Genomic DNA, 14,195 nt, shown 5'->3' on the forward strand with positions numbered 1-14,195 from the left:
GAATTCGTCTCAACCGGCGAGGCCTGACCTCTTCAACAGACCTTTCACAGATGCACGGGCCACCAGCGCCGCCGCCTCAGTATCAATCCCCACCGGCTGCCCGTGCCGCAGCACAATTTTGCCGTTAACTACCGTAAGGGCCGGCGGTCGCGTCAAACCAACCACGGCCGTTTCTGCGCACGGGTCAAGGCCGAGCGCCTCGGATGATGCAGTCTCGCGCACAACAATGTCCGCGCGCTTGCCAACTTCCAGAGTGCCTACCTCGTCACCGGCACCAACGCTTCGTGCTGCTCCAATCGTGCGCATGCGCAGCAATTCACCTGACTTCACCGGCACACCGAGCACTGCCGCATTGCAGACCGCAACACTTCCAAGAGCGTCGAAATTCAGGTTACGGGGTATGTCCGTTGCGATCGCTACCGACGCACCTGCTCTGAACAGTTCGACCATCCGCGGCTCTGCGCGGCCGTATCCCATCGCACGCATCTGCTGAAACGGGCACCAGACGATCCCAGTGCCAGTGTCTCCGAGCAGCGCTACATCATCGCGATGTATGACATTCATATGAATGAACGTGGACCCCGGACCGAGGGCGCCAGCATCGTGCAACCGGGCAATCCCCGAGCGTCCTGCCCTCTCTTCCTCATCGAGGTAGTCCGCTGGATCGTAACCCCGATGCTCCTGAAACTGGACGCCATTTTCACGCGCAGTTGAAAGAGCTGCCTGCCATAGAGGCTCGGTCGTCGTCTCGGGGCCATAGATACCAATGAACGCGCGGACGAGACCTTCAGCTTCACGGTTGCGGTAGAGCTGAGAACCCAAACGCTTCATCGCCTCTTCTGTGGATTGCGGCCAACGTGACAGGAAGTCTAGACTCGAAAGCTCTGGCGACTTGTCCATCATCGGTTGCGTGAGATCGGCGACGTACGGATCCGTCAGCCAGATCCGAATGCCTACTTCATCGGCAACCGCTGCTACCGCATCGGGTTCGAATATGGTGCCTGGATCGACGAACCCAGTATAGCCCGCACGAAGGTAGTCGACCGCGGCAAGGGCGGCACTCGCATGTTCGTCTTCGGGCCTCAGCACCGCTTTCCAGTGGCCCATGGTAATGGCCGTGGCCGCCATGAGCGGCTCGACCGAGCGTGACGAGTACTGCGAGACGTGGATATGCGCATCGATGAATCCGGGATGCACCATCCCGCCATTCGCGTCGAACATTTGCCTGGCAGTGAAGCGGTCTCTCACGGCCTTGGTCGGACCGACTGCTCTGATCCGGCCGCCAGAGACGGCTATGGCGCCATCATGCAGAATTGTGTTCTGGTCATCAACCGTGAGCACCATCGCACCATGGATGAGCAAGTCACATCGTTCGGATTTTTCGAAGCTCATGCTAAAGCCTTTTCCGCTGTCGTGTGGAGCGCGCCGACAGAATGCTGGCGCGCGATGATTGTAGGGGCTTGAATATCGTGCTCCGGCCAGAAGCGAGACTTCTCGTACTTGAACTGGCCCCTCCTGTAGTAGCCGACGCCCGGAGTGTTCACGAGAACCGGCGTGGCGCGGTCGCCGAAGTTCAGGGCAAAGTGATAGCCTGATTTCACGACCACGAAATCGAGAGCTTCGATTACCACGCTCTGGCTGGTAAAGGCGGCGGGATCGAGAAAGCAGGCAGGCTTAGTGGTGACGATTACCTGGATGCCGTCATTCACCCGTAGAACCGCCGTCGGCCCCATGGAAGCACGGTCACCCCGCCCGAGCGCCCCCTCCACAACGAACTCACCGTCGCTCACATGTTCGACCTGCGCAGTGATCGATCGCGACTCGAAGCCCGGCGTGAACCCCGCGCCAACGGGCAGCGTCACAGTTGCGCCGACACCGGCGCCAATCGCTTTGGCGGCGGCGACGGGATCGGTCACAGGCACTGCCCCGCGCAGTCCCGGATGACGGTCGAGCGCCGCAGATAGTAGAATCGTACTGTCGCCCGGCGCGCCCGCAGCGACCCTGTCGCCCATGTCGCCGATCGCGAATGGTCGTTTCCCCGGCGAATTCCGCACGAGATCGAAAGCCTGGTCAAACGTGAGGAGATCGTCCTTGAAGCGTTCGCGTTCGGACCAGAAACGCGCGGCAAGGTCCAACGCGTGAGAGGTCGCGTCCGAATCTGGGCCATCGCTCAGAACGGTGACCACTTGGCCTATCTCGTCGTCATCGACAAAGCGGAACACATTGTAGATCGATACGTCCCGTATGGATGGGTGCAAAGCGGTGTACTCACGTGCTTTTGCGTGAATTTCGGCCAGCGGCCCGAAAGCGGTTTCCTGAGCACCCGGCAAGACCATGGGCGTCAGCGCCGAGACGGTAATGGGCTTCAGCCGCCCACCCAGCTGTTCAATCAGAAGCTTAGCGACTTTCTCGCCGCACTCGACCGTGTCAGAATGGGGATTTTCCTTGTAGCCAATGCAGATATCGGTGTTGTCGAGCATGCGGGATGTAATGTGAGCGTGCAGATCGAGGCCGATGCCGATAGGTACATCGGGGCCGACTAGACGCCGAAGAGCCTCGAGCAGGTCACCTTCGGCATCCGGCATCTCCGTGGTGCCCATGGCGCCATGAAGATCCAGGCCAATGGCATCGGGCTTGATGCGCCGAACCGCATCAAGAAGCTCCTCGCGTCGCATCACATAGAAGTCGTGGTCGACCAGACCGCTCGGCGGAGCGTCGATCGAGAATACCGGTTCGATCGCGACGCTCGCTTCTGTAAGCTTCTCGATCAGCCCTTTCAGCACCCCTGACGGCGACCGGAGTATGTCTTCGCCCCGCTCCACCAGAAAGTATCTCTCGTCGGTGGGGTCCGGGTTCAGCCGATTGGATTCATGACAGAAGCGAGCGACGACAACGCGATGGATCTTTGACATTCTTCTTCTCGATCTTCTCTTCTTCTCGATCTTCCAGTTTTGTGTACGCAAATTGGATATTCAGGCTCGTGGGGTCCTAAACAGAGCTCTAGGGAAGCGAAGCTTTGGCGCTGTTCTCGCGCCGGTTTCTCAGGCCGTCGCCCCACTTAGAAGATCATGGCCAGAGCCGAAGCTTCGGCAACTCGGTGGCAGGTTTCAGGCAACGCCAAAAGCCCGCCCTATCAATTTTTCCTTTGGCCTAAGATCGTTCCTCTGTAGAGGGGCACTGTTGACATATGATGCAACAAAACGAGGTGTTGTCAATGCAGAAGTAACAAAGAACGGAGTGGCACGGAAATGGCGTGCCAAAAAGAGGTTCCGTCGCAAACTCTAGCTGAGGTCGCAAAGGCAGGTTGAACGTCACGCGGCGCTCATGCGGCGAGGATTTCGAACTGCCTGGCAATGGAGGGCGTCGGATCGTAGGCAAACCTCGCCTGTCGTTTGCGCATCATATGAACCATCTCGATGCCCGAGAGGATAATTTCGGCAGTTTTCGTTGACTTGAAGCCGAGCATGGACCGGACGCGGCGCTTGATGCGCCGATGATCCTGTTCGATGCGGTTGTTGAAATGTTGAAATACTGGCTCTTGCGGATTCTGATTGGCTTCAGTGCTCGTCGCGATCGATCTCGCAGGCGGTTTTCAAGATCGCAAGATCGGATGGCCTCGTGATTGGTCTGGCTGCCGTCGATGACGATCCGGTCCGGCCTGCCATGGCGCTGCAAGGCCTTCCGCAAGAAGCGTTTCGCCGCCGGCAGGTCACGGTTTTCGCTGAAGAAGAATTCGACCGTATCGCCAAGGCTGTCGATGGCGCGATAGAGATACATCCATTGGCCGCGAACCTTGATGTAGGTCTCGTCCATGTGCCACTTTCCAGTGACGCTCCTCTTGCGCCGGTTGAATCGGTCCAGCAGCTCAAGCGAGAAGCGCACGACCCAACGATGCACAGTTGAATGGTCGACGCTCAGGCCGCGTTCGGCCATCATCTCTTCCAGATCGCGCAGGCTGAGATTGTAGGCCAGATACCAGCGAACGCACAGCAAGATCACGGATCGATCAAAATGGCGGCCCTTAACATGACAAACTCCCGGAAAAAGGAGCAAGCGTTATGCAGCAAATGACCTTTCCAAAAAGTTTGCGACAGAACCAAACCGATTCCCGACGAGCCGCCTGGGACTACGGCAACCTTTCCTACAGCGGCGTCGTCATACCGGCTCCGATGAGTTCGAGGGTCCCGGGGCCAAGTGTACCCGTATACAATGAGATCGGCGGGTGCGCATCGGGATCGCTTATGACATCGATGAGCCTTGGCCTCTTCGAAGACAGAGCGCAGTCTAGGGCAGGCCCAATGTCGCCCGGATTTTTGACTGTGACCGCTTCGCAACCGCAGGCCTTGGCGAGAGCAGCGTGGTCGACGGAGGCGAAATGGCAGGCTGTCGTGTAGCGGCCGAATTTCACGGTCTCGGCGTCTTTTTGGTAGCCGAGCACACCGTTATTGAGAACGATGACGGTGAGGTTGATCTCGGACCGCACGAGCGTTTCCAGTTCCGCCCAGCTATGGGCGAACCCACCGTCTCCGACGAGTACGACAACAGGGCTGTCGGGCTTCGCCAACTTGGCGCCTATTCCGAGTGGCAAGCCCCATCCCAAACCGGCCAAGCCGCGCGGGGTGATGAACCGCTGACCCGCGCGAAGTGAACGGAGCTGGCCGACGATCCACATTGAAGAGTAACTGGCGTCTGCTACGACGATGGTTTCCGGCGTCATACGCGATTGCAGATCGCGCATAACGCGTTCCGGCCTCAAGGGGGTCTGGTTGCTTCGGGTGAAAATGCTGCGATCCTGCTCGAATTGCTCCCAGGCGTCGGCGATACGACGAACAAGCGACGCCTTCTTGGCTGAGCGGCTGGAGAGATTCTCCGACCGAAGGGCGGCAGTCAGGGCTTGAGTTGTCGTGGCAATGTCTCCGACAAGGCGGACAACTCGTAGTTTCTGCCGATCTCACAAGGATCGATGTCGAGGTGAACGACCGTCGCCGTGGAAGGAATGGAACGCCAGCTATCGGTTCCGTTCTGGTTAGTCCTCGTGCCAACGAGAAAGACGAGATCTGCCTCATCCATGATGGCGCGTGCGCGGTAGCCGAGAGACCGCGGGCCGTTCAGGGCCCCAAGTACGCCGCAAGTCAGGGGCGCGCGCTCATCGACAGCGCCTTTGCCCATGTTCGTGGTGAAGACGGGCAAGTAGGCCGTGCTCTGCATCTCCGCGAGCGCCTTGCTCGCAGCCGGCGAAACGGCGCCGCCTCCGGCTAAAACGACGGGCGACTCGGCGCGAGCGATCAACTTGGCTACCGCTGCGAGCGCCTCGTCGCTCGGGCGGACGGGATCAAGGGGCCACGTGCCGCATTTCCCTGCCCGGCCGCGGTGGCCAGCCGGAAAATTCTCGCGGAGCAGGTCGGCCGGAAGCATGAGCACGGCTGGCCCAGGCCGGCCACTGGCGGCCGCGATGAACGCGGAGTCCACATAGTCCTCGATGCGGTCGGCCTTTATCACCCGTCGCGTCCATTTGGAGCAGGCTGAAAAGAGCGCGATGTGATCCAGTTCTTGGAATGCGTTGCGGTCAACCTGATGGCGCTCGACCTCCTGCACCAGCGCAACCACCGGAATGCTCGCCTTCAACGCTTCGAACAGCGGTGGGACGAGCAGCGTTGCGGCCGGCCCATTTTGTGCACACACGACCCCGACCCTGCCAGATATGCGAGAGTAACCATCGGCCATAGCTCCGCCCATATTTTCCTGACGGTACGCGATCTGCCGGATTCCGATCCTTTCGCATGCCAGAACCACCGCCGAGGGAAGGCTCTGGGCAAAAATCAGCTCGACGCCGTTGCGTCGCAGTGCTGCGGCAATCCGATCTGCTACAGTTTCCGGGGACATTACTTCGCTGCCTCCATATTCTTGATGTCTGCTGCGTATTCTTTGAGGAAGAGACGAAACAGGTCGGATATCGTGTCGACCTCAGTCTCTCCCATCGGTGTTGACAGGCACGCGGTAGCCCCATTCGGCAAAATAGCACCGTGTCGGGAAAAAAAGCGGACGAGCGCTCTACGGACGCCGTTTTGGCGTGCATTGGTTGCCATGTCTCTGAAATCGCGCGGTGTCCGTTGCGTCGGATGTATTCGAAACAGGGAGCCGGCCCCGGTTACTGCCATCGGAGCATACTGTTGCGCAATGATGTCGGTGAGGTTGGCGCGCAGGCGGTCGCCCAGACTGTCGAGGCGAGCGAACGCTGCTTCGTCCAAGGCACGCATCGCTGCGATGCCGGCGACAATCGACAGTGGATTGGCAGAGAACGTCCCTGCCTGCGGCAGCAAAGGGCGGCCCGACTTCGCGCTGAAGACCTCCATGACCTCCTCACGCCCGCCGATCGCGCCGATCGGCAGTCCGCCGCCGATTATCTTACCCATAGTGAGCAAATCGGGTTTCAGCCCGTATCGTGCCGACGCGCCGCGGTAGCCTTGGCGCAAATTCAGCACTTCATCAGCGATTATGAGAACGCCGTAATGGCTGCAGAGCCGGTGCAGCGCGTCCAGGAAGTCCGGTTTCGGCACTATCAGTCCAGCCTGGCTCGGCATTGGATCGATCAAGACCGCGGCGATCCGACGCGCATGGATGGTGAGCTTCTTCTCAAGCAGGTCTGTATCATTGAAGCGTAGCACAAGCGTCCCTTGCAGGACGCTTTCAGGCATGCCTCTGTAAAAAGGTACAGAGACCGGATCGTTGGCAGGGCCCCAGTTCTCTGACGTTGCCGACTGGCTGACTTCGGCCCAGTCGTAGGCGCCGTGGTAGGCACCCTCGAACTTAGCGATGTCTGGCTTACCGGTGAACGCTCGCGCCGCCTTGATGGCAAACATGACAGCCTCAGTTCCAGTGTTCACAAATCGGACGCGATCAACGTTCGGAATCCGCTCGCAAAGGATGCTCGCCAGCTCGATTTCCACCTCCGTCGGATTGGCGAAACAACTGCCGCTCGCCAACTGCCGATGGACTGCCTCGATGACAGGTTTGAAAGCATGGCCGTGGATGAGGGTCGTGAAATTGCCATTCAAATCAAGATAGCGCTTTCCGTCGACATCGAAGAGATAAGCGCCCTCGCCTCGCTCCATGTACGTCGGAATTGGATCACGTTCGATCGATGCCCGGCTTGTCCCGTCGGGAAATACCGACAACGCGCTTGCGAACGCTTGCTCCGACCGGCTCAAGGCCGGAGTGTCGTGCCGTACTTCAGGATTTGATTGAGTCGCCATACGCATTCCTTTCAGATACTATCGCCACAGCTGCAGGGCGGCTGGCGCAAGCTCTGCCTTCGTTTTCTCCCCTCACTCCCAGGGAGTTGTCATATTTCAATCCACGGCATCCACGAGGCGGCGGCCAAATCATGACATCAGTCTCGCTCATCCTGTCGAGTGAGCGCGGGAGCAATTCGGCGTCATCAGGAAGCCCCTTCCAGCATCCTAAGGCGCACCTTTGCCAGCGCAGTTTTTGTCGCGCAGGATCAACCCGAGCCGAAGGTGGCCGGTGATTGATCGGAATCCATGGCCAGCTTCGTCCGAATCCGCACCAATAGCACCAATAGTAAGTATGATCTATGTCACGATATCCGGTGTGATCGACCAACTGATGAACCCCACCGCACGCGCAAGCATAGCCTCGGCCTCAGCTCGGCTAGGTGAAGCGGCAATGACATATCCGATCCAATCTCCAGCATCGCCTTTCCTGATGATCGGGGTTGTGGGTTCAACATACAATTTGACCTCGGAGACGCCAGGTACAGCAGCCGCTTGACTGTCGCCATTGATCCAATCGAGCGTGCCATCGCGATCAGCAACTAGGATCCGTGCGGCCGCGACGTGTGAGTGCCTTCTGCGCAGATCGCATTTGCTGCCGATGACAAGCTTAATGTGCTCGGTGATGAGATCGATGCCGTAAGCCAACTGAACCAGCTGAGGGTCGGGCGCGCCAGAAAGACGCGGATTGACTTCAATGACGACTGGACCATGCTTCGTCCACAAGAGATCAATGTTTGTCGGTCCCCACCCAAGGCCGAGAGCTTGCAAACAGCTCAGCGAAACATCGGCGATGCGATGACGCTCATCATCAGTCAGCAAGGCCGGAAGGGTGATCTCACGAAAGACGAAATGCGGTGGGCGGCCGAGGTCGGCGGCGACAATCGCAATGATCTGATTTCCCATTATCTCGGCGCAATAATGGGGGCCTTGTGCGAATTCTTCGACCAGTATCCTCGACGGCGGTCGCCATACGTGCTTCCCGCCGAACAAATAGGTCGTATGGTCGGCCAACTCATCGGGGTTGCGGCACAATCGGACACCCCTGCTGCCGCTGCCTACGGCTGGCTTAACAACCACCGGTAGGCCGATCTCCGCCGCAGCTCGTTGTACGTCCGTCGCGTTTGTTGCCAAGCGATAAGCAGGTTGTGGAACGCCTTTCTGCGCGAGGAGTTCACGTTGAGTGAATTTATCGCAGCATCGTTCAATCGAGAAGGGATCCGGCCCCGGTAGCTTAAAATAACGGCAGAGCTTGCCGACTGTCGCGTAGAACGAATCCCCAGCGCATGTAATACCAGCAATGTCATAGCTGGCCTGTAGCCGAGAGCATTCGCGGATCAGCGCATCGAGGTTGCTTGTATCGACACGGATTGCCCCGATTCCTTCCGCCGCAAGATAGTTGTACTGAGCCGGATCAGCCGACAGGGTGATTGGATAGAGGCCAAGACGCTGGGCGGCTTGGACGTATAGCGGACTATTAAGCCTTGTACCTTCAACCAGGATAAGTGCTCTTGCCTTTGCCATGGCTGTTAACTCCTACGTCGCGGTCCGATTGGGGCTTCGACTTCATCCTCCGCATCATTCATGCCAATCAACTCTGGATCGCGCATCCATGTGAATTGCGATAGTTTGCTTCTGACAGCGCCGTCGTGAGGGGCGGAGTTGTCGGCTTCTCGACGTCGCGTGTCGCAGACGTGTCGCGCCCTTTCCTTTCCGAACAACTTCTGGACAGAATCGGGTTCTGTCGCAAACTTTTTGGAAAGGTCATTTGCTGCATGACGCTTGCTCCTTTTCCGGGAGTTTGTCATGTTAAGGGCCGCCATTTTGATCGATCCGTGATCTTGCTGTGCGTTCGCTGGTATCTGGCCTACAATCTCAGCCTGCGCGATCTGGAAGAGATGATGGCCGAACGCGGCCTGAGCGTCGACCATTCAACTGTGCATCGTTGGGTCGTGCGCTTCTCGCTTGAGCTGCTGGACCGATTCAACCGGCGCAAGAGGAGCGTCACTGGAAAGTGGCACATGGACGAGACCTACATCAAGGTTCGCGGCCAATGGATGTATCTCTATCCCGCCATCGACAGCCTTGGCGATACGGTCGAATTCTTCTTCAGCGAAAACCGTGACCTGCCGGCGGCGAAACGCTTCTTGCGGAAGGCCTTGCAGCGCCATGGCAGGCCGGACCGGATCGTCATCGACGGCAGCCAGACCAATCACGAGGCCATCCGATCTTGCGATCCTGAAAACCGCCTGCGAGATCGATCGCGACGAGCACTGAAGCCAATCAGAATCCGCAAGAGCCAGTATTTCAACATTTCAACAACCGCATCGAACAGGATCATCGGCGCATCAAGCGCCGCGTCCGGTCCATGCTCGGCTTCAAGTCAACGAAAACTGCCGAAATTATCCTCTCGGGCATCGAGATGGTTCATATGATGCGCAAACGACAGGCGAGGTTTGCCTACGATCCGACGCCCTCCATTGCCAGGCAGTTCGAAATCCTCGCCGCATGAGCGCCGCGTGACGTTCAACCTGCCTTTGCGACCTCAGCTAGTGGATTGATCGGATCAAAAGAGTCCGATTGTGAATCGGCCCTTTAATTGCGGATGGTTGTCAATCCCAGTTTCGCTCTGTCATCGCCGGGGTCATGGTCCTTTCCGAGGTCGAATGCCTCATGATGATGTTCGGGTCGGGCGCCTCAACGTGTGCAACGAAGTTCGAAGTCGACGTCAGCCGATTCAACGAGGTCACCACAACCACCGTCCCGGCGGGGACATCACGGGTTCCGGAAACGGGCCCGCGATTGGGATCGAGTGCGGATCTGTCACGCCATCTTTTCGCCGCCCCACTCAAAGCTGGTGCCGTCAACCCAGAGGCAGTGGAGCAGAACCGCGATCTTGCGAGCAACCGCCACTTTCGCCTTTTTCATACCTATCCGCTTTGACAGACGAAGGCCCCACGCCTTCAACGAAGACCATTTCTTCGTTCGATGCATGAGTACGCTTGCCGCCTCGTAGAGATAGGTTCGCAAGAGGCGATCTCCCCAATGAGATACGCGGCCGTTCATATCTGTTTCCCCAGATTGTTTCGCCGCGGTGTCAGACCAAGGTAGGCTCCGACGTCACTGGCCGAGGAAAAGCGCGAAGGATCATCGATCGTGTGGCGGTAGGTCAACGCCGTCACGACGCCGACGCCAGGAACCGTCGTGAGCCGGCGCGTGGTGTCATCCTCACGAGCAAGGCGTCGGACCTGCCGGTCCAGCTTTTCCTGTTCCGTGCAGGCCTGTTCATGGACGGTCAGAAGCGGCTCGATCACGGATCGAAGCTGATGCCCGTCGACAACCAACGCCACGACCTTTCGCCGAAACTGCGCACCGATTGAGCGACTGAACTGCAGCCCGTACTCTTTCAGCATTGACCGGACTTGGTTCTCGAGATCGCGGCGGATAGCGACGAGACGCGATCGCGCCACCAGGAGGGATCGGGTTGCCTGGCTCTCTGTGCTTTTGACCTTGACCTCCCGATACCAGCCGACGCGAACCAGCTCGGCCAGGCCGCGGGCATCGTTCTCATCACTTTTGTTCATTCGAACTGAAAGTGCCGCCTTCGCATGTCGCGCATCAATGCAGACGACCGGCAATCCGACCCGTTTAAGCTCATGCCAGAGCCAGCTGGACATGGCGCCCGTCTCGAATCCGATGCGCTCGGCGTGAGGTGCGCGTTTGCGGAGCAACTCGGTCAGTGCTCCCGGATCGGACTTCACTTTTCCTTGGAAGACAGACCTTCCAGCATCATCGACGACGCAAACACTGGTCTCTCGCTGCGACACATCCAATCCGACATATTGCTTCACTGCGGCCTCCTCGATCTCAATGGTCAGCGGATTTTGCCGTCAGCCAAACCTTCGTTCAAAGGAGCGACGGCAGCAATTACGTCATCGTGTGCAAAATTGGCTCTGACGCACTCTCGCTGCGGCCACAGCCTAAGTTGCACCAACGAGGCGCGCCTGGAGCAGATCAATCTTGGCGCGGCCGTACATTTGCCGCTTGATGAGTTTGAGCTTGGTGATCTGGCCTTCGGTCTGGCCATTCGACCACGGAGAGATAGTGGCGTTGCGGACTGCGGCGATGTCCTTTTGGACCCCGTTTGCAAAGGAGCCGACAAGGCTTGCCTTCGCGGCCTCGAGCCAAGCGTCCAGTTTTGCGACCGCCTTTGATCGGATCATCTGCTGAAAGTCGTCGATCAGCGTTCGCGCGGTGACGAGGTCAGGAACATTGCTCTCGATTGCCGCGATCAGTATAGCGTCCGATTTGGACAGGTCGTCACGCGCCAGCGTCATGAGCCTGGCGATGCTTCGTGCCGAAGGCGTGCGGGCAAGTGCGCTTTGATCGGCCCTTTCAGCAAGGCGTCTGCGCCGCGCCCATTCAGAGACGACGCCGATCTGGCCACGAGAACCTTTCTTACGCATTTCGCGCCAGAGCGCCGAAGCATTGCGCGCGCCTTGGTCCCAGCGGCCGTCAAGCCAGGGAAGCCATTCCTCGAGCGAACTCTGCCGGACGCGGAACATGTCGGAGCGCTAACCGCGCAGGACGCAGCGGACGAGCTTGCGGCTATGTCCGGTACGCTTGACGATCTGCTTGATCGGCACACCCTGCTTCGACAATTCCAGAATGGCCTCATTTGTCTCCTGGCGACGCAGATATCCTTCATATTGCAGCCGTTCGGCATAGGTGAGAAGCTTTGGATCGATGATGGTGCTGCCGACGGTCTTTCGGATATGCCGCATGGACTTGCTGACTGCATCAAGGAAAGCGCGGCTGGCGTTTTCCATCAGATGCCAGCGGTCGGCCACCTGATCGGCATGAGGCAAGGCCTTGGCGATCGCCTCGCCATATCCGCCACCGCAATGTCACTGGCCTGCGGCGCTCAAGATCGCAGACAATCGTCCCGTATCGTTGGCCGCGCCGGAACGCGAAGTCGTCGATGCCGATGATGGCGAGCTTATTGCGCGGCTGTTCAGTCCGCCGGCGCACGACACGCAACAGGGTATCGTTGCTCACCGGCATCATCAGGCGGTCGGCAAAGGCTGCGGCAGGCCTGCCGCCCAGCGCCAGTCCCAAGTGATGAACGATGGTCTCAAGGCGTCCGGTTCTCCGCGATAACGGGGCTAAAACAGCGGCGCCAAACCGCTCGGCAAAAATGCGGCGGCGGCAAAGAATGGCGTCGCACCAGAAACGGCGAACCGTCACCCGCAAGACCACCCGCCGGCCAGCGATGGGCAGATCGGCGGCTTGCCGCATATATCGGCTCTGGGTCCGGCGTGAACTCGTCCCGCAGCACGGGCACGTTGCCGAAAGCGCCGTAGCGCGCACGTCAAGAAATACACAATCCGTGTTGATTTCGGCATGCTCGACGAGCAACCCCGCAGGCGCCAGTCTCGTCGACCCAAATCTCTGTTCCATCGCGCTGATTCCCTCTCAAAAATTGCGCGACATCACCCTGCACATGCAGCGAGATTGAGTCTGACCCAGTTTTGGAAACGATGACGTAATTGCTGCCGTCGCTCCTTTGAACGAAGACTCGGCCGACGGCAAAAAGCCGCCGACCATTGAGATCAAGGAGGCCGCAGTGAAGCAATATGTCGGACTGGATGTGTCGCAGAGGGAGACGAGCGTCTGCGTGGTCGATGATGCTGGAAAGACGGTGTTCCAGGGAAAGGCGAAGTCCGATCCGGGAGCCTTGACGGAGTTGCTGCGTAAACGTGCGCCTCAAGCCGAGCGCATCGGATTTGAGACTGGTGCCATGTCCAGCTGGCTCTGGCACGAGCTGAAACGGGTCGGGTTGCCGGTCGTCTGCCTTGATGCTCGGCATGCAAAGGCGGCGCTTTCAGTCCGAATGAACAAGAGCGATGAGAACGATGCCCGCGGCCTGGCCGAACTGGTTCGCGTCGGCTGGTATCGGGAAGTGAAGGTCAAGAGCGCAGAGAGCCAGGCCACCCGATCCATGCTCGTCGCGCGGTCAAGACTTGTCGAGATCCGGCGCGATCTCGAAAACCAGGCACGGTCCGTGCTGAAGGAATACGGGCTGCAGTTCAGTCGCTCGATTGGGTCACAGTTCCGGCGAAAGGTTTGGGAACTGATTGCTGACGGGCATCCGCTTCGCCCTTTGGTTCAGGCGCTTCTGTCTGTCCATGAGCAGGTCTGCTGTGAACAAGAGAAGCTTGATCGGCAGGTCCGGCATCTTGCTCGTGAAGACGAAACCACACGCCGGCTGATGACAGTCCCCGGCGTCGGGGTGGTGACCGCGCTCACCTTCCGGCACACGATCGACGACCCTTCGCGCTTTCATTCGGCCAGCAACGTCGGTGCCTATCTTGGCCTGACACCGCGACGAAAGCAGTCCGGCGAAACAGATGTGAACGGCCGTGTCTCACGCTGGGGAGATCGGCTGTTGCGGACCTATTTATACGAAGCGGCCAGCGTCCTCATGCACCGGACAAAGAAATGGTCGACGCTGAAGGCGTGGGGCTTTCGCCTGTCGAAGCGGATCGGCATGAAGAAAGCGAAAGTAGCGGTTGCGCGCAAGATCGCGGTTCTGCTTACTGCCTCTGGGTCGACGGCACAAGCTTTGAGTGGGGTAGCGAAAAGATGGCATAGCAGATCCGAACTCGACCTAATTCGCGGGCCCGTTTCCGGAACCCGTGATGTCCCCGCCGGGACGGTGGTTGCGGCGACCTCGGTCAAACGGCTGACAGCAGTTCATCTGCATCTCGTTGGAAACGTTGAGGCGCCCGACCCGAACATCATCATGAGGCACTCGACCTCGGAAAGGACCATGACCCCGGCGATGGCAGTGCGAGATCCGGATTGACAACTACCCGCAATTAAAGGGCCGTTTGACATCCG

4 protein-coding genes and 6 pseudogenes are annotated in these 14,195 nt (G+C 58.8%); 2 read left to right on the forward strand and 8 right to left on the reverse strand.

The annotated features are described in order from the left end of the window. Positions 1 to 9 precede the first annotated feature (9 nt). From AC1RZR_RS35560 to AC1RZR_RS35585, 6 genes and pseudogenes are all read right to left on the reverse strand, one after another. On the reverse strand, positions 10 to 1,392 hold the full coding sequence (locus AC1RZR_RS35560; protein WP_481829314.1) for an amidohydrolase family protein: 1,383 nt from the start codon (positions 1,390 to 1,392) through the stop codon (positions 10 to 12). Then, positions 1,389 to 2,912: a M81 family metallopeptidase gene (locus tag AC1RZR_RS35565; RefSeq protein WP_481829315.1), complete on the reverse strand. Its 1,524-nt coding sequence runs from the start codon at positions 2,910 to 2,912 to the stop codon at positions 1,389 to 1,391. The genes AC1RZR_RS35560 and AC1RZR_RS35565 overlap by 4 nt, the downstream gene beginning before the upstream one ends. Positions 2,913 to 3,322: 410 nt before the next feature. Continuing rightward, positions 3,323 to 4,053: pseudogene (locus AC1RZR_RS35570) on the reverse strand (IS6 family transposase). 88 nt (positions 4,054 to 4,141) lie between these two features. Continuing rightward, a pseudogene (locus tag AC1RZR_RS35575) lies at positions 4,142 to 5,883 on the reverse strand (acetolactate synthase catalytic subunit). After that, a complete protein-coding gene (locus tag AC1RZR_RS35580; RefSeq protein WP_481829316.1) occupies positions 5,883 to 7,253 on the reverse strand; it encodes an aspartate aminotransferase family protein in 1,371 nt (456 codons plus the stop codon). The pseudogene AC1RZR_RS35575 and the gene AC1RZR_RS35580 overlap by 1 nt, the downstream one beginning before the upstream one ends. Before the next feature lie 339 nt (positions 7,254 to 7,592). Beyond that, positions 7,593 to 8,816 (reverse strand): ATP-grasp domain-containing protein, encoded by a 1,224-nt coding sequence (locus AC1RZR_RS35585; protein WP_481829317.1) that lies wholly within the window; start codon positions 8,814 to 8,816, stop codon positions 7,593 to 7,595. Positions 8,817 to 9,067: 251 nt separating this feature from the next. Here AC1RZR_RS35585 and AC1RZR_RS35590 point away from each other — a divergent pair. Beyond that, a pseudogene (locus tag AC1RZR_RS35590) lies at positions 9,068 to 9,804 on the forward strand (IS6 family transposase). Positions 9,805 to 10,115: 311 nt separating this feature from the next. On the opposite strand, the pseudogene AC1RZR_RS35595 reads toward AC1RZR_RS35590, so the two are convergent. Next, positions 10,116 to 11,143, reverse strand: a pseudogene (locus tag AC1RZR_RS35595) (IS110 family RNA-guided transposase). 129 nt (positions 11,144 to 11,272) lie between these two features. Continuing rightward, a pseudogene (locus tag AC1RZR_RS35600) lies at positions 11,273 to 12,752 on the reverse strand (transposase). Between the two features lie 166 nt (positions 12,753 to 12,918). On the opposite strand from AC1RZR_RS35600, the pseudogene AC1RZR_RS35605 reads away from it, so the two are divergent. Beyond that, positions 12,919 to 13,946 (forward strand): annotated as a pseudogene (locus AC1RZR_RS35605) (IS110 family RNA-guided transposase). The last annotated feature ends 249 nt before the right edge of the window (positions 13,947 to 14,195 follow it).

This window comes from Mesorhizobium bavaricum, assembly GCF_056781655.1.

Bases quoted from the DNA above. Each gene is read 5' to 3' on its own strand.
- AC1RZR_RS35560 (WP_481829314.1), bottom strand. From the start codon at position 1,392: ATGAGCTTCGAAAAATCCGAACGATGTGACTTGCTCATCCATGGTGCG.
- AC1RZR_RS35565 (WP_481829315.1), bottom strand. From the start codon at position 2,912: ATGTCAAAGATCCATCGCGTTGTCGTCGCTCGCTTCTGTCATGAATCC.
- AC1RZR_RS35580 (WP_481829316.1), bottom strand. From the start codon at position 7,253: ATGGCGACTCAATCAAATCCTGAAGTACGGCACGACACTCCGGCCTTG.
- AC1RZR_RS35585 (WP_481829317.1), bottom strand. From the start codon at position 8,816: ATGGCAAAGGCAAGAGCACTTATCCTGGTTGAAGGTACAAGGCTTAAT.